Below are 16,071 nucleotides of genomic sequence, written 5' to 3' on the forward strand. Positions count from 1 at the left end.
TAGGCAACTGTCCAGCCTGAGGGGCCCGCCGAAGCGGCAAGCTAGAGGAGATCACGGCTTTCGGCAACAGTGTGGGCGCGAGTAGAAGCCGTTTAGTGGAAGTTCAGTTGCGCCGGGGTGTCTCGCTGCACACCGAAGGGATTTCCAATCGACGCGTCTATTGACACGGCGGAAATGTCGAGTGCTCTTATATGGGGCGGCGGTTGCGTGACTCCAAGGTCCAGGCCCGGCGTTCCGCCTGCTGTCGGACCGCCGGGACGTGTCGGCCTGCCGCCCGAGGTAGGACAACGTTGTCATAGATGTCGCGGCGCACCGCACCGCACCGCGGTCCGACGGGCCTGCCCGCGATGCCTACGCACTCGCGGACCGGCGCCACGAAGGGCGCGATCGGCCGGCTCCGCGGTGCCGGCATCCGCACCGCCCTCATGGTGGACGCCCCCAACTGGGGCCAGGACTGGTCGCACACCATGCGCGACAACGCCGCGTCGGTCTTCGCCGCCGACCCGGACCGCAACACCGTCTTCTCCGTCCACATGTACGGCGTGTACGACACCGCCGCCGAGGTCCAGTCCTACCTGAACCACTTCGTCGACCGGCACCTCCCCATCGTCGTCGGGGAGTTCGGTCACCAGCACAGTGACGGCGATCCCGACGAGGACGCCGTCGTGGCCACCGCGCAGTCACTCGGTGCGGGCTACCTCGGGTGGTCCTGGAGCGGCAACGGGGGAGGAATCGAGTACCTCGACCTCGTGAACGACTTCGACGCCGACTCCCTCACCGGCTGGGGGACTCGACTCTTCCAGGGCGCCAACGGCATCGCCGCCACGTCCGAGACAGCCACGGTCTACGGAGGCGGAGGCTCGACCGGCGGCGGGACCGCGCCCAACGGTTACCCGTACTGCGTGCACGGTGCTGCGTCCGACCCCGACGGGGACGGGTGGGGCTGGGAGGGCTCCGCGTCGTGCGTCGTGCGGGGCGGCGCCGCGGACCGCTGAGCGGAGCCCCGCGCGATTCGGGATCGCGCGGGCCGGCCCCTCATCCCGACGCGGGCGGCGAACCGTCCTGGTTGAAGGTGACCGGCGTCACCGCCTCGGAGTTCGCGGTGTCCAGGAAGAGCCGGTACAGGTTCACCCCCTGATACCGGCCACCGGGCGCGCCACCGATGATCTCCACCAGCGCCAGGTGCAGGTGCGACGCCGTACCGGCCACTTGGTGGATCCGGCCGAGCACGTCACCGCGGGACACCCGCGCGCCGACGGACAGCTCGGCCGGCACGTCGGCCAGGTGGGTGTAGAAACCGCCCATCTGATCGTTGGGGGCCCGCATGAACAACTGCGCGCCGTACACCTTGCCGGTGTCTGCCGCCGGGTTGTGCGGGTGGTACTTGGTGATGTGGGCGTCGAAGGCGGCGTGCACCGGGATGCCCGCGCCGGCGCCGAGATCCATGCCGTACTGGATGTACCAGTCGGGGGACTGGTGGCCGCCCTCTCCGGGGCCGCCGAGACCGTGTGTGAACCCGCTGAAGAAAGGGTTCGACATGTCGATGGTGAATGCGGACACCGCCGTGCTCCTTGGTGTGGGAACCCCTGCTCCATCATCCCGAAGAAGGTGGTTCGTGGCGGCTGCAATCACCTTCGCGGTGGCCGGTGTTGTGGAAGGAGAAACAAATTCTGCGGTGGAGGGCGTGCCCCGTGAGACCTATACTGAAATCGCCTTCGCAGGCCGTCACCTCCTCCTTCGCGCCAGGTGAGGCCTCCGCCGGAGGGAAATGTCGACAACACCCGGCTTCTTGGCGCCCCCTCCCTGATATTCGCCTACGCGAGCGCGTCGGGGTCATCCAATCCGACGCCGCGAGCCGGGAAGGGAAATCCCGCCCCTGAGGCCCGCTCTCGAAGCTCCGCCCCGAGGTTATCGCCCTAGGAGGCCGTCATGCCCTGGCCGGACGCACCCGATCTCGAATCCGGCGATGTGATCAGCATCCTCGGCGTCGACCACGTCTTCTGCGGGGACGTCATGCGGACGGGTGGCAGCCTGTCCTGGAACAACCGCAATCCCGGGAACATCGTGCGCTCGGACGAAGCCACCCGGTACGGCGCCTTTCCCGGCAAACAGAACCACAACTTCGCCGTCTTCCCCAGCGACGACGTCGGCTTCGAGGCCATTCGCCGCTACCTGGACAACCGCCGTGACAAGACGGTTTTCGAGGTGATGAAGGCATATGCGCCGGCCGGGCACGGCGCCAACGATCCGCAGCGCTATGCCCAGCAGGTCGCCGCCGCCCTGGGAGTGAGCTCCGACACCCCTCTGGCCGGTATGGACGACGGCCGACTCACCACGTTCGCCACCGCCGTCCGGCAGGTGGAGGGATGGCGGCCCGGTCAGGAGTGCGGGCCCGGCGGCCTGCCCGCGGACGTCGCCGGGTGGCTGGCGGATCACCCGAGCCGCGCCGAACGCGAGGCGGCGGACCAGCCGTTCGCCCGGCGTGGCACCGTGGCGCCCGGCGTGCGGAACATCCAGCAGCGGCTGAACGACATGGGCTTCCAGCCCGCCCTCACTGTCGACGGCGCCTTCGGCCCGCACACCGATGAAGCGGTGCGCTGGTTCCAGAGCACCCACGGCCTCACCGCGGACGGCATCGTCGGCAACAAGACCTGGCTCCGGCTCACGGGGTCGTAGCGCCCCCCGAACGCGGTCCGCACGCCACACACTGACCGACCGCACTGACCGATCGAAACGACCCGACCTGACAGGAGTGTCCCCATGACCGCGACCGCGACCATCTTCGACGTCTTCTGCGTTCACGCGGCGACCGGCACCGACACCGCGGTGAACGAAGCACTGTCCGCCCTGGCGGGCAACGAGGTCGTCCGACTGAGTTCCATCGGCGGCTCCGTGGCCGACTTCGTCAAGTCGATCCCGCAGGCGGCGGCGGCGATCGACACGGCCCGTGGCGACCCGGACGATCTCTACCTCACCACGGACACGGCGGGCGGCCTCGACCGGGCGATCTGGCCGGGCAACGGCTCGACGGGCACGGTGCGCAGCGGGCAGACCCAGCCACTGGGCGTGGCCGTGCCGGTGAACCGTGTGCAGAACCTGTCCCTGTGGGACTACGACTCCGTCTCCCGGGACGACCTGCTGGGTTCCATCCGCATCGACGAGGGCGAGCGCGGAGCGGGCCCCATCGCCAAGCTCGCCAGGAACGACACCGAAGGTTCCGCCTACTACGTCACCTACCAGGTGGACTGACCCATGGACGGCGCCTGGTCGTGTGACAACTGTGGTGCCGAGGTGCCGCAGTCCGCCCAGCGCTGCCGCAACTGCGGTGCCTACCTGTCGCTCTACGGCGACGGAGAGGCGGGTTCGGGACAGCCCTGGTACTGGCGGCGCCGGCACGACTGGACCGCCGAGCTGACACAACGGCCGCCCCCGCCACCGACACCCCCGCCCCCCGCGGCCCCGCCGAAAGAGGAGCGGCAGGAACCGCCCCAGCCGCCGCCCCTCCCTCCGGTCCGCACGCTGCAGGGGCGCGGCACCATCACGGGCGTCGCACGACAGGTGCAGATGCGGACCGAGGTCCAGGGGAACTCCAACGGCACCAGCACCGTCGTCGTGTGCACGTTCCGCGTGGAGGTGCGCAACCGGGCCGGCACCCCGGTCTGGGTCGTGCCGGTGGAGATACGAGGCCGCTCCTTCGAGGGCAGCCTCAGCGACGGGGACCTGGTGCGCGCGGAGGGCAAGGCCAGACGCGGGACGCTACGGGTCAAGCGATTGCACAACCTGACGACCGGTGCGGAGGTCAGGACAGGCACCTCCACGGCCGGGATCGTCCTGGCGATCCTGCTGGTCGCCGCCTGGGTCGTGTTCATGATCCTGATCTGGTGACCCGGTCCCGGCCCTGGGAGCGGCCCGTCCTACCGCCGGTGCGGGAAGGGCACGCGCAGGTCCACCAACCGGGACTCGCCCCCGGCCCGCGGCTCGACATAGGCCAGGGGAGCGTAGTGGTAGGCGACACCGTGCGGGCCGCGCCGCAGCGGCTGGCCGTGACGTCCGCGAGGCCACTCGACGTCCCCCGTCAGCACCCTGGCCGGGATGAGCCAGTGATCGCCGCGCCGGTAGACGCGCGGCGACTCCGAGCTGGGCTCGAACCGGATCTCCACGCCGTCCTCCAAGGCCAGCCACTCTCCCTCGCGTACCGGGAGGCCGGTCGCGTCGCCCGCGCCGTACCGCCCGTGGTCCCAGCGCCGCAGGAACGGGTGGCGAGCCGCCACCCGGCCCGCCGTCGGGAGCGAGCCGTCCGTGTCCGGGGCCGCGTCGAGCACGACCCGGTGCTCCGCGTAGTCGATCTCCTTGACGGTGTACAGCCGGTCAGCCGGGTCGTCGGGCCGGTCCGATGCCACCCGGCACACCACCGCGTCGTGGACGATCTCCACGACGTCACCCGTGTCCACCCCGAGCTTGTCGTCCCGTCCCAGCGTCTCCACCTCGACCGACGCTCCCGAGATCGCCCTGATCGGCAGAGTCACGGAGCCGTTCTCCCGGGACCACTTGAACCTCGCCGCGTGGGCCCGGCCCCCCTGATGCACCTCCACCCGGTACAGCTGGTTCTCGGGGCCGCGGTATCCGGACGTCGGGGGGAGGTCGGTGGCCGCCGGGTCCTCCCCGGGGCGCCGGGTGCGAGCCGCGAGCAGCGCGTGCGGCTGGAACTCACGCCGGATCCGGTCCCGCAGGAAGCCCGGGGCGCTGTCGCTGTCCGGGACGAAGGAGCCGTCCACCAGAGGCAGCACGCAGACCTGCCAGACGACACGGGTGCGCGCCGTGGTGTCGGGACCGTTCAGGCCCAGGGCGACCTCACGGATCCAGGGCGCCTCCACCGAGGTGACCAGCCGCTCCCAGACCCGCAGGTACACCAGGAACGGTCCGGACGGCAGCCGGTCCTCCGGCCGCGCGCGGTCGAGGTGGCCGTCGGGCTGCTCCCAGTAGTCGGTGCCGTCGCATTCGCAGAGGATGCCGTCGACGTACATCCGCCCCGGGGCCACGCCGAACGTCTCTCCGTCGTATCCCTCGACCCCGAATCCGCCGACGCCCTCGTCGTCCGGCGCGTACGCGGCGGGGCCCAGGAGGTCGGTGGCCAGCGTGCGCAGATAGTGCAGCAGGACCGCCGTCTGTTCGTTGATCTCTGCATCGAGCTGCACCCTTCCCTGCTGGGACAGAACGGCCGAGAAGCGGCGGGCCGGATCGAAGGTGACGCGGGAGAAGTCGCCGTGCATGCGGTGTGCTTCCTGCCTGGGATCGAAGGGGCCCTCGAAAGAGGGGGGCGGGCGGACATGGACGTCGGGGAGCCGCTGTTTTGGGGGCAAGGGGTCGGCGAAACAGGCAGAGCGTCCCGCCGTTCACGTCACGAAGTGGAGCCCCGTGTCGCATCCGGCGGGCGTGTACTCGGCCAGCCGGATACGGAGGTTGTCCTCCCGCTGCGGCTGGAACAGCTGGTGCAGCGCGCCGGGCTCCGACCCGTTGGCGCCGCCCCGGCGGATCTCCGCGGCACACCGGTCGCTGAGGCGTACGTAGGCGGGCGCGCCGTACCGGGTCGCGGAGAACCGCAGGTCGGCCGCGCGTGACCCGGAGTGGTCCGGCTCGCAGTGGAAGCGGGTCGGCGTGGCAGAGCCCTCGGGAAGCCAGCAGAACCGCAGGGACCCCCGGTCGCGCCGGTCGACCCGGACCTCCCCCGCCAGCAGGCAGTTCTCCAGCAGTTCCACTCCCCGCACGCGCACCTGACCGAGGACGGTGCTGCGCCGGGCGGTCAGCACCACCCCGGCAGAACCGCCGTCCGGCGCGCCGAGCGCCGTCGCTTCGAGGTCGGTCGCGTCCACCACGCTGTCGCACACGTCCAGCACGTTCGCCTCACCGGCCGGATCCACCGACACAGCCCCGAGAATGCTGGAGCGCACCTCGACGCTCACCGGGCTCCCCGCGATGTCCAGGCTGGGCGCCCCCGGCGCCAGCGGCCTGCCCTGCGCCTGGAGCACCCAGCCGGGCACCAGGGTGCAGTGCCGCAGGACGAGCCGGCCCACCTCGCCCCGCACCCGGATCCCGCCCCCGGCGACCAGCAGACCGTCGAGGACGCACACGGTCGGGGCCTCGCCGGGGCGCCCGCTGCCCGTGCCGTTGATCACCAGCCCCTGCGGACGGTCGCCATGGCGGCCCCGGGGCAGCCTGAGGACCGGGCGGACGCCCTGCGCCGCGCGCAGCGTAAGGCGGTCGCCGGGATCGAGACGGATCTCCGCCGGTTCCTCGTACACTTCGTTGGAGATGATCTCCACGACGGCCTCCGCCCCGGCCGGGCCGCCCCGCTTCGCCGCCTGCCAGTGGTCGAGCGCGTCGGCGACGCTGCGGTGCCTCTCACCGGGGCCGACCCGGTAGAGGGCGCCCCGATCGGGCTGTTCCGGGGCGGGGCGCGGGTACTCACCCCCGCCCAGGTCGCCCGAGAAGGCGTGATGATAGCTCACGCGCACCTCCGAGGCGGGGCCCGTGCCCGGCCCCAGCACGAGCCGGCCGAGCACCGGGTCGACGGCGACCTGACCGGGAGCCGGCCGGTAACTCCAGTCGGTCAGATCGGCGGCGACGACCCGGGCGAGCGGGACCACGTCGGCCACCGAGTCGGGCCCGGTCCACACGCACAGGCTCCTGCCCGGCCCGTAGAGGTCGTAGAGCCGCTCGGACAGGGCGCGGCGGCTGATGGGCTCCGGCACGTTCGTCTCGTCCGCCACGTGGCAGCGCGACGGCTCGGGCACCGGTGCCGTGTACAGCGGGGTGTCGACGGCGAGTACGTTGAAGGCGTAGCAGGCCCGGTCACGGTCCAGGCAGTACGCCGGGGCCCGGGTCACGGAGTACGCGCGCAGCCGCCACACGTACACGCCCACGGACTGGACGCCGTACCTCCCCGCGCGCCGCGGGGAGTCGGGGCGCGCCACCTCCACCGTGCGGGCGGCACCGTCGAAGGGACCGCCCAACCGGTCCAGCGCGCTCGCCCCCCGTACGTCCACCAGGCCCCCGTGCGCCGTCCTGCGGCGGGCCGTGGCACCGTCCGAGGTGAAGCGGCGCACCGGCTGGGTGAGGCAGAGCAGGTGCCGGTACTCGACAACCCGGGCCGGCCACCCGGCCACCCCGGACGCCAGGTCCTCCAGCAGGGCGAGGGTGCCCTTGCGGCGCCGGTGGTCGACGGTGTCGGCGACGTCCCGCCGGGGAACCGCGGCGGCCGGCAGACCGCCCGCCCGGACGGTGTCCTCGGACAGGGCGGTGGCGATCCAGGGCAGCACCTCGTAGCCGACGAGGTCGCCGATGTAGGGCACCACCCAGTCCTCGCAGGTCTCGACGAACCAGTTGTCGTAGAGCCGCTCGATGTCCTGCCGCACGGCCGCGGCGGAGTCGGCGACGACCGTCAGCAGCGCCCGCAGCGGGCCACCCTGCTCCGCGTCCCGTCTGCGGTGCACGGCGGGCAGCAGCGCGTACAACTCGTCGGGACTCATGGGATCCTCCGCACGGTGAGCGTTTCCGGTACGGCCGGGTCGAGCAGGACCAGCTGGGCCGGACGCAGCACGACGGTCTCCGCGGGCGCCGGTGCGGTGCCGGTCCGGGCCGCGCGCCGGCCGGCGGGCAGGGCGGGCACCCACGCGGCGACTGACGGGTCTTCGGCGAACCGGACCGCGGCGGCCGCCTCATCGCCCTCCGGGACGCCTCCGAAGGCGTCGACATCAACGAGGTCGACCCCGGGCACCGTGTGCGCGACGGCCAGGACCGTACTCAGGTAGACCGGCTGGGCCAGCCGCGCCGGCGCGAAACCGAGCCGGGCGGCCAGTGCCTCGCGCACCCGCCGCTCGACCAGGTCCGGCGGATGACCTGGCGCCGTACGGACGCCCAGCCGGAGGACGAGCCGCACCCGTTCGCAGGGTTCCACCCGCACCGGCAGCGCGAAGTCGCCGTACCGGAGCAGGGCCGCGCGCAGTGACAGCACCAGCGGGGAGGCGGCGTCCAGCGAGACGTCGCCCGCCGCGGCGACCGTGACGTGCAGCACGGGGCGGCCACCGTCCGCGCACCGCGCCGCCACGGCCTTGCCGACGCCCGCGTAGGCACGAGCGAAGGCCTCGTAGTCGCCCACCGACACGAGCCTCCCCAGCGCGGCCAGGCGCAGGGGGATGGCCTCGCGCAGCTCGGCCGGACCGTCGGCGTCGGCTCCGCCGGTGGCGGGCAACGGGTTCGTGACCCCACTGACGCCCCGCGGCCGGCTGACGACCTGGCTGATCCGGCCGGCCCCGACGTTCCCCGCGCGCCCGCCCCCGAAGCGGTAGCGGGCGGTGACGTTCTCCGTACCGGAGGGCAGGCGGGCACCGTGCCGGCCGTCCCCGAACCGCACGGTCGCCCGCCCGTCCCGGTCCGCCAGCAGGTGGAAGACCTCCGCTGCCCCGTCCTCCCCGCCCGGGTCGTCGGTGCGCCGCCACGCCACGTCGCCGACGCGCACGGTGAGGGCCTCCTCGCTGCCCTCGGCGGTCGCCGAGGGCAGCCAGACCAGGGGGGCCTGCCGCAGGGGGAAGGCCTGGCCGGCCCGGGAGGCGTCCCCGCTGCCCAGGATCTCGGTGACCGTCTCGCCCGCGGTCGCCTCGACGACGTTGCCGTGGACGACCACGCTGTCCCGGCGGTACCGGTGGGCGAGGGGAGCGGTCAGCACCAGGGTCGTCCGTACCCGGCCGTCCGGCGAGGAGCCGTCGAAGCCGTGGCGCACGCCCGCGAGGACGGCGAGCTCGCAGCCGGGCACGCCGGGACCGTCGCACGCGCCGGCCGAGGGGAGCACGTCGGTGCGTTTCCCGGAGACGACGAGCAGCCTGCCGGGCGCCAGCCCCTCGAAGGTGCCCTCCAGGTCGATCTCCCGTCCGGCGACGTCCTCCGGATCGGGCGAGGCGGCCGGGACCAGCGGCTCGGCCGCGGCCCACACCGTGACGGCCCGCCGTACGGCCATGTCCTCGCAGTCGTCGATCCACGGCCCGGCCAGCCGCAGCCGCGTCACCCGCAGCGCGTCCTGGCCGCCGGCCACGGAGAGCTGCCCGGCGTCCAGGACCCGCAGGACCCGCGTCTGCGGCCGGCCCGCCACCTGCACGGCGACGAAGCCGCCCGGCAGGATCTCCTCGTGCACGCCGTCCAGCAGCAGGACGTCGCTCGCGAGCGGGTCCTCCTGCGCCCGGAAGGGCGCCGCAGCGCGCAGGAGCCGCCTGACCCGGGCGTCGTCCGGGACGGACGCTCCCAACGGGGCGCAGACGACCCGGAATCGCAGCACGTCCGGCGCGGTCGCACCCGGCATTGAAACGGCGGACAGCGCCTCGTACAGCGAGGCGGTCAGACCGGGCCGGTTGCCGGCCAGCAAGCGGGGCAGGGCGTCGGAACCGGCGCCCAGCAGGTCCCGGACGGTCGGCGCGGTGGGGGGCGGCGGTGCGCCCTGACTGAGAGCGGTCAGCAACGGGTCGACGGCGTCGAGGACCGTGCGGCCGGGCCTGCGCAGATCGCGGCGCAGCGCGTCGGTGTCCCGGGGCACGCCGACCGCCGGTGCCTCCCCGAGACGCCGCACGGCGTCCTGGACGGTGGCGAGCCGGACCGAGGCCCGCTCGGCGAGGGCGCCGGCGTCGAGCGCGTCGCCCACGGACGACAGCCGTTCGCGCAGCCCGCGCAGTCCGCGGTCGAGGCGGGCCGCGACCGTGTCCGGGTCGTGCAGATCGTCGACGTGCCGGCGGACCTCCCGCAGCAGAGAGAGCAGGTCCTCGAAGGGGCCCCTGGACGGTGCCCGGCGCGCGGCGTCCTCCAGGTCCTCCCGCAGCGCGTCGACGGCGTGGGCCAGCTGCCGCGGCGGATCCGGCACCTGAAGCCGCAGGCCGGTCCGTCCATGCTCCGGGTCGGGCCGCACCGCCTCCACGACGCGGGTCAGGTCGAGCCGGGCGTCGGCGTAGGCGAACAACAGGCGGTCACCGGGGCGCAGGGCGTGCTGCACTCCCTCGACGTCGATGGACCGCGCACGGATCGCCACGTCGGCCGTCAGGTCGCCACGGCGGGTGGTGCGCACCGGCAGCCGGTTCCACTCGGCGCGGGCCGTGAGCGCGTTCGCGGTCTCGAAGGTCAGCGGCAGAGCCCCGGGTTCCGGTTCGCTCCTGACCTGCGAGCCGGCCGGGACGACGCAGGACGTGCCGACGTCCAGTGTGTAGGCGAGGTGGGCGGCGGCCGCCAGGGCGGGACGCGGCCGGTGCCCGACCAGCCGCCCGAGCTGGACCAGGGACTCGTTCTCCTGGGCCGTGCGCAGGAAACCCTCGTCGGCGATGCGCTCCTGATAGAACGTCAGGACATCGGCGACGACGGCCCACGCGTCCAGCAGCGCCATCGACGGGTCGTCCGGCTCCCGGGTCGTCAGCCCCGCCAGGGCCTCGTCGCCGCCGGGCCCGCTCAGCGCGGCCAGCATGGCGTCGAGGAACTGCGGGTGCCTGCCCAGGCGGTAGGCCAGCGCAGGCAGCCCCGGCCGGTTCCACACCGGGGCGAGGCCGGCCGCGTTCTGCGCGGGCTCCGTCATCGTCCACCCCTCAGCCGCAGCGTCAGACGCCCGTCCTGCGGGCGGGTGACCTCGCCGTCCAGCCGCGCGATCTCGAGCGGCCGCACGACGAGCTCACCGGACGCCGGTACCCGCGGGACCCGTTGCTCCGGTCCCGGAGCGTGCAGCCGGCGCAGTGAGGTGACCTCGGCGTGCCGCACTCCGGGAACGCTCATGCACGCGGCGACCAGGGCGCTGACGCGTACCGGGGTGCCGAAGGTCAGCACCGCCGGGTCGAAGAAGCCCACGGTGCCGTCCGGAGCCCGTCCCGGCAGGAGCCGCCGCTGGAGGGCCTCGCGGACGCGGGCGGTGACGTGGTGCGGGTCGACGAGCACGTCGACGGCGACGTCGAGCGGCACGAGGAGGGCGGGGCGGGTGACGACGTCGTGGCCGATGCGCCTGAAGCGGTGCAGCGCGGTGCGCACCTCCTCCAGCAACGCCGGCGCCGGTACGGCGGGGCCGCTCGGGTCCACGGCGACGTCGGCCTCGTACCAGCTGCCGGTCCAGCGCAGGGTCGCGGCGGCCTGCTGCACCGTGTGGCCGTCGGCGGCGAGGACGGCGTAGTCCTCCGCGGTGACGGCCCGCAGCGGGGTGCGGAACGGCGCCTGCGGGGCGGCCGTGCGCACCCGGGCCACCGGCTCGGGGTCGGTGCCCCCGCGCACCGGCAGCGGATTGCGCACCCGGGTGACCGCCCCCAGGCCGCCGCTGAGCGAGGCGATCCGGTTGACGGCTTCGCTGCCCGCGTTGCCCGCCCTTCCGTTGCCGACGCGGTACACGGCCCGCAACCGGGTCCCCGGGGGCGCCGCCCGCCCGCAGTGGCCGTCGCCGAAGCGCAGGGTGAGGATGCCCTGGTCGTCGCACTCGCCCACCACATGGCGGTCCCCGGGGCCACTGGCCAGCAGATCCCGCCGGGCGGTCCACCGGGCCCGCGGCTCGGTCGCCTCCACCAGGTCCAGCGCGGGCAGCGCCTCCCGGGGGTCGGGGTCCAGGGCGGAGCGCGCCGGGCCGTGCAGCGCCGGATCGGCGGGGTCGAGCGCGCGGGCGGCCCGAGGGCCCCAGGTCTGCCCCAGTTCCCAGCCGGTGTCGGCGGCGTCGAGGACGTAGCCGGACCGGGCGCGGCGGGCGAGCGTCGTGAGGCGGCGCAGCCGTGGCTCCAGCAGCGTGTCCAGGCGCGACAGCAGACGGGTCGCGACCTGCCGGCGAGTGGCGGCCCGCGCCAGGTCGTCCAGGACGGACGGACCGAACAGGGCCGAGAGGAGTTCGCGCTCGGCGTCGTCGAGTTCGGCCACCCCGTGGTGCACCTCGCGCAGCAGGTCCCGGGCCCGGGCCGCCAGGTCGAGGAGCTGCCGGGCCTGCGCCGCCGCCACATCGGACGGTCGGGGGTACGGCGGGGACCAGGTGACGGGAGCGCCGCGCAGCACGGCCCGGAAACGGCGAGCGGGCACCGCGGGAGCCGTTCCGTCACCAGCCTGCGGCACCTCGATCAGCTCGTCGGCGTCGCCACCGGGCCACCCCGGCTCCACTCCGTGCTCGACGAGCAGGGCATTGCCGCGCGCCAGGACGGTGGCCCGCGGCCGCCCGTCGGGCTCCCGGCTGACGCTCGCGGACAGTGGGAAGGTGAGGGCGTCCTCGTCGGCCCAGGCGATCTTCAGCACCTCCGTGCCGGTGTACGCGTCGCGGTCCCGGGTGACCCGGGTGAGCCGCACGGCCTGCCGGTGGCCGGGGTCCGGCGGCCCCCCGCCGGGCCCCCGTACCTCCTCCAGGACGAGCAGGTCACCCGGCTTGAGCCGCAGGCCCCGGCGGACGCCGTCACCGTCCAGGAGCGCGGCGCCGGTGGTGCCGGCCGGCAGCTCGAACGCGTTCCCGCCCCAGCCCCACACAGGGATGCCGTTGTGCTCCGGCATCAGCCGTACCGCTCGCCGCTCCAAGGGGCGGTAGACGGGATGCGCGCCCTTGGCGAGGACGTCGGCGGGCACCACCGGCCCCCCGGACCGTGGAGGCTCCTCCTCGGGCTGCACGCCGAACGCGACCTCCGCCAGGTCCAGCGTCATCGACGCGGAGGTCTCCACGCACACGACGGTGCGGGCGGCGCAGCCGTCGTGCATCGGGTAGCCGACCAGCCGTGCGTGGCGCCGCACCGAGGTGCGTAGCCGGGCGGTGCCGAGATAGGCCTCCGTGGCGACGGCGTCCTGCTGGTAGCTGAGCCGGTCCCCGACGTGCGCCAGCAGCTCCACCAGGGTGAGCCACAGGTCCGGAGCATGCCGCTCGGTCCACTGGGGCAGGGTCAGCGACAGCCGCTCCAGCAGCAGCCTGCGGAAACTGGCGTAGTCCTTGGCCAGGTAGTCGATGGCCGGAGCCGGGCGGAGGGGCGGGGGCGTCGGCGGGGGGAGCGGGCCGTCCGGCGCGCTCGTGCGGACGGTGGCACCGAAACCGAAGTCCGCCCGGTTGCGCGCGGCGTGGAACCCGCGCCCCAGCGCCCGGAGCCGGTACGTGGACTCGTCGCCCGGCCGGTCCAGGAGCAGCCGCACCCGGTGCCTGCCGCCCTCGCCTTCGGCCGGGGCTTCCCTGACGACCCTGAGGACGCGGATGCCGACGACCCGTCGTCCGCCCTCGATCACGAAACGGGTGCGGTCCAGGGGTTCCGGCAGCACGCCTGAGAAACTGACGGTGAGCGTGCGCCCGTCCGGATGGGCCAGCACGTCCTCGACAGCCGCCGGATCCCGTCCCCCGAGGCCCTCGTCCCGGTCATCAAGCACGGTCATGACGGGCTTCCTCCGCTCACCGTGACGGCGCGGGTCTCCCCGGTCGCCGCCAGCACGTAGGTGACGTGCACCAGCAGCGTGGCTTCCTCAGCGGTCACGGTGAGGGAGTCCACCGTGAGCAGGTCACCGAGCCAGCGCTGCAGAGCCGCCCGGGCGTTCGTCTCCAGGGCCGCCGCGAGTTCGGGGCTGTTCCCGGTGAAGACCATGTCCAGCAGACCGCAGCCGAAGTCGGGCCGGTTGACGCGCTCCCCGGGGCTGGTGAAGAGGACCAGTTCCACCATGTGCCGCACATGGTCGGCATGGCCGGCCGTGGAGGTGCGGCCCCGCGGGTCGACCCGGTAGGGGAAGTCGACGTTCATCGTCCTCACATCCCTCGCACCCGGAGCTGCATGGTCTGGACGAGGGGCGGGTTCGGCGGCGGTGTGCCGATGCCGACCGCGGGCGCCGGGCCGACGGGGGGAGCGGGCTGGAGCAGCACCGGCAGGCCGCCAACGAACACTCGGGCGGAGGTGTGCAGCCAGGTGACGCCCGTACACGGTGGCGCCCCGAGCGTCATGGCGGGGAACCCGCAGCCCGCCACTAGGAACGTGTCCGCGGTGGTGGCGACCGGGTGAGGGCCGACCAGCACACGCTGCTGGACCGGTGCGGGGATCGTCACCAGGCCGGGCGGGTGGGCGCACATCATCAGGGCGCCGTGGTGCATCAGCAGTCCGGGCACGGCGTCCTCACAGCACCGTCAGGGCACCGCCGTTGACGGTGACCTCAGGACCGGCGAGTCGGAGGGTGGCGAGCTTGGGGCCGCAGGAGATCTCGATCGCCGTTTCGTCGATCTTGATGAAGGGTCCCTTGTCCCCGTGCAACTGGAGCTTGATCCCGCCGCGGGGCCCCGGCTCGTCACTGATGACGAACGCGTTTCCGGAAGGGGTGGCCAGCACGATCTGCGGGACGCCGGCCGACGCCGACCTGGCCGCAGGGGGCACGTCCCCGGACCCACCGCGCCTGAAGCCCACCCACACCGCCCGTTCCGGGTCCCCGTCGAGGAACCGCACCCAGACACCCGCGTCCGGCGGCGGCACCACGTACATGCCGCAGTCCCGGCCGGCCAGCGGGGTCAGCGGCGCGGCCCACACCGGGGCCTCGTCGCCCAGCACCTCCGGAACGCGGACCAGCAGCCTGCCCGCACCGCCGGGGTCCACGGCCGAGACGACGACCCCCTCGTACAGGCCGTGCCACTGCCTCACCTGAGCTGTCGTCATACCGTGACTCCCTGAGTGTCGGTGCCGAGCCCGTCGCGGACCAGCGTGAAGTGCTGCCTGTAACTGTGCCGGGAGAGTTCGTGGGTCACGGCGGCCACCAGGTAGCGCCCGTCGTGGGCCCGGCCCGCACCCCGCACGCCCACGAGGCCGTGCGCGCTGAGCACATGGCCGTAGCGCAGGACGTCGACGGTTCCGCGGCCGGTGACCGCGTGCGCGGCGACCTCCCGGCCCAGCCCGGCCAGCAGCGTCCGGGTCAGGGAGCGGGCCGTGTGCCCCGGGAGCGGACCGGTCCGCAGGGCCGGGGCGGGGTGCGCCGCGAGGCCGTCACGCAGCAGACGGGTTCCGGGCGCCATGACCTCGGAGACGGTGGCCGGCGGCTCCAGGCGGTGCGTGGTGTACCCGGAAGTGGCCAGGCCGTCGTACGCGAAGGAGAGTTCCTCGACGTTGTCTGCGGGACCACAGCCGGTGGTGAGGGCGGGTTGCGGCGCGCCGCCGCGGTACTGCGGCCCCCAGTAGGCGGTACTGACGCCGGGGGCCGGGCCGGGCACGAGGTGGAACACGTGACCCACGTCCTCGGCCATCGCCCGCAGATAGGCGAGATCCGTCGCCGACTGGACCGGCACGTCCAGCACCGGGTCCGGCTGGTCGGTGAGCACCGGAGCCACGGCCTGGGGCGTGATGCCGTACTGCGCGTACCCGGCGCACACCGCGGTCGCCCGCAGGTGCGGCGCCAACCCCGGGAAGGCACGCCGGACGTGCCGGAGGTCCATCAGAGCGGTCAGGTCCTCGCCGGTGACCACGAGGTACGGCGCGCCGGGCGTCCGGCCGGCGTGTGTCTCCTGGTGGGTGACCACCCCGTCCATGAGTACATGGCAGCGGCCCGACAGGACGACGGCGACCACGATCCGCTGCTGCGGATGGAGGGGGCCGCCGGGCAGCACGGCGTCGGCCGGACGGGAGTAGGGAGCGAGGGCGAAGGTGAGCTGGAAACCACCGGTCGTACCGGCGGCGGAGGTGATCCGCACTCTGTGCAGGGCGTCGACCAGCTCGGCTGGAGCCGGCCGCGGCACCACCTCGCCGACCTGCAGCAGGAGCTGGAGACCGGGGGGCGTCACGGCGCCACGCCGTCGCCGACGGCCGCCGACGCCTCCGCGGGCAGCGTGATCCGCAGGCGCCGGCCGGGCACGGCGGTCAACTCGTCCGGGTCCATCGCCCGGTTGGCGTCGGCGATCCGCCACGACTGCCCGGGGTCGCCGTAGTACCGGGCCGCGATACGGTCGAGCCGGTCGCCGGCGGCGACGACGTGCTCGCCCACCACGGTCAGCTCCTCGGGCCGGGGCAGGAAGCGCCGCCGCAGGCAGGCCACGGAGCGGCCGTCCGCCGTGGTGTGCGTCGTGGTGGGGACCGTGTAGTACCTGCTGTGCGGCTCGAACAC

13 protein-coding genes and 1 pseudogene are annotated in these 16,071 nt (G+C 73.8%); 4 read left to right on the forward strand and 10 right to left on the reverse strand.

Translation table 11 applies throughout. The features are described 5' to 3' along the window. Positions 1 to 365: 365 nt before the first annotated feature. Positions 366 to 995: pseudogene (locus ACSLTV_RS32610) on the forward strand (cellulase family glycosylhydrolase); the annotation flags it as partial. A gap of 40 nt (positions 996 to 1,035) precedes the next feature. On the opposite strand, the gene ACSLTV_RS32615 reads toward ACSLTV_RS32610, so the two are convergent. Next, entirely contained in the window at positions 1,036 to 1,560 is a 525-nt protein-coding gene (locus tag ACSLTV_RS32615; protein WP_432139827.1) for a peptidoglycan DD-metalloendopeptidase family protein, read from the reverse strand. Positions 1,561 to 1,929: 369 nt separating this feature from the next. Between ACSLTV_RS32615 and ACSLTV_RS32620 the strand changes: the two genes are divergently transcribed. The 3 genes from ACSLTV_RS32620 (at position 1,930) to ACSLTV_RS32630 (ending at position 3,885) form a co-directional block, all read left to right on the forward strand. Continuing rightward, on the forward strand, positions 1,930 to 2,676 hold the full coding sequence (locus tag ACSLTV_RS32620; RefSeq protein ID WP_435613423.1) for a peptidoglycan-binding protein: 747 nt from the start codon (positions 1,930 to 1,932) through the stop codon (positions 2,674 to 2,676). Positions 2,677 to 2,760: 84 nt separating this feature from the next. Next, positions 2,761 to 3,249 carry a hypothetical protein gene (locus ACSLTV_RS32625; protein WP_432139829.1) on the forward strand — a complete coding sequence of 163 codons (489 nt, stop codon included), beginning with the start codon at positions 2,761 to 2,763 and terminating at the stop codon, positions 3,247 to 3,249. A gap of 3 nt (positions 3,250 to 3,252) precedes the next feature. Then, on the forward strand, positions 3,253 to 3,885 hold the full coding sequence (locus ACSLTV_RS32630) for a zinc ribbon domain-containing protein (protein WP_432139830.1): 633 nt from the start codon (positions 3,253 to 3,255) through the stop codon (positions 3,883 to 3,885). Positions 3,886 to 3,914: 29 nt separating this feature from the next. Here ACSLTV_RS32630 and ACSLTV_RS32635 read toward each other — a convergent pair whose 3' ends face one another. The 9 genes from ACSLTV_RS32635 to ACSLTV_RS32675 all read right to left on the reverse strand — a co-directional run bounded on the left by ACSLTV_RS32635 (position 3,915) and on the right by ACSLTV_RS32675 (position 16,071). Next, positions 3,915 to 5,270, reverse strand: a complete 1,356-nt coding sequence (locus tag ACSLTV_RS32635) for a DUF6519 domain-containing protein (protein WP_432139831.1) — start codon at positions 5,268 to 5,270, stop codon at positions 3,915 to 3,917. A 123-nt stretch (positions 5,271 to 5,393) separates the two neighbouring features. Continuing rightward, a complete protein-coding gene (locus ACSLTV_RS32640; RefSeq protein WP_435613424.1) occupies positions 5,394 to 7,526 on the reverse strand; it encodes a hypothetical protein in 2,133 nt (710 codons plus the stop codon). Further along, positions 7,523 to 10,600 (reverse strand): putative baseplate assembly protein, encoded by a 3,078-nt coding sequence (locus ACSLTV_RS32645; protein ID WP_435613425.1) that lies wholly within the window; start codon positions 10,598 to 10,600, stop codon positions 7,523 to 7,525. Before ACSLTV_RS32645 ends, ACSLTV_RS32640 begins: the two co-directional genes overlap by 4 nt. After that, positions 10,597 to 13,380: a putative baseplate assembly protein gene (locus ACSLTV_RS32650; protein ID WP_435613426.1), complete on the reverse strand. Its 2,784-nt coding sequence runs from the start codon at positions 13,378 to 13,380 to the stop codon at positions 10,597 to 10,599. The genes ACSLTV_RS32645 and ACSLTV_RS32650 overlap by 4 nt, the downstream gene beginning before the upstream one ends. Beyond that, positions 13,377 to 13,739 (reverse strand): GPW/gp25 family protein, encoded by a 363-nt coding sequence (locus ACSLTV_RS32655; RefSeq protein ID WP_432139835.1) that lies wholly within the window; start codon positions 13,737 to 13,739, stop codon positions 13,377 to 13,379. The genes ACSLTV_RS32650 and ACSLTV_RS32655 overlap by 4 nt, the downstream gene beginning before the upstream one ends. 5 nt (positions 13,740 to 13,744) lie before the next feature. Continuing rightward, positions 13,745 to 14,098 carry a hypothetical protein gene (locus ACSLTV_RS32660; RefSeq protein ID WP_432139836.1) on the reverse strand — a complete coding sequence of 118 codons (354 nt, stop codon included), beginning with the start codon at positions 14,096 to 14,098 and terminating at the stop codon, positions 13,745 to 13,747. A gap of 7 nt (positions 14,099 to 14,105) precedes the next feature. After that, entirely contained in the window at positions 14,106 to 14,636 is a 531-nt protein-coding gene (locus ACSLTV_RS32665; protein ID WP_432139837.1) for a phage baseplate assembly protein V, read from the reverse strand. After that, positions 14,633 to 15,751, reverse strand: coding sequence for a hypothetical protein (locus ACSLTV_RS32670; RefSeq protein WP_432158131.1), 1,119 nt, complete (start codon positions 15,749 to 15,751; stop codon positions 14,633 to 14,635). Before ACSLTV_RS32670 ends, ACSLTV_RS32665 begins: the two co-directional genes overlap by 4 nt. Beyond that, positions 15,748 to 16,071 carry a LysM peptidoglycan-binding domain-containing protein gene (locus ACSLTV_RS32675; protein ID WP_432139839.1) on the reverse strand — a complete coding sequence of 108 codons (324 nt, stop codon included), beginning with the start codon at positions 16,069 to 16,071 and terminating at the stop codon, positions 15,748 to 15,750. The genes ACSLTV_RS32670 and ACSLTV_RS32675 overlap by 4 nt, the downstream gene beginning before the upstream one ends.

The organism is Streptomyces sp. bgisy159 (assembly GCF_965341775.1).
Lineage (GTDB): Bacteria > Actinomycetota > Actinomycetes > Streptomycetales > Streptomycetaceae > Streptomyces.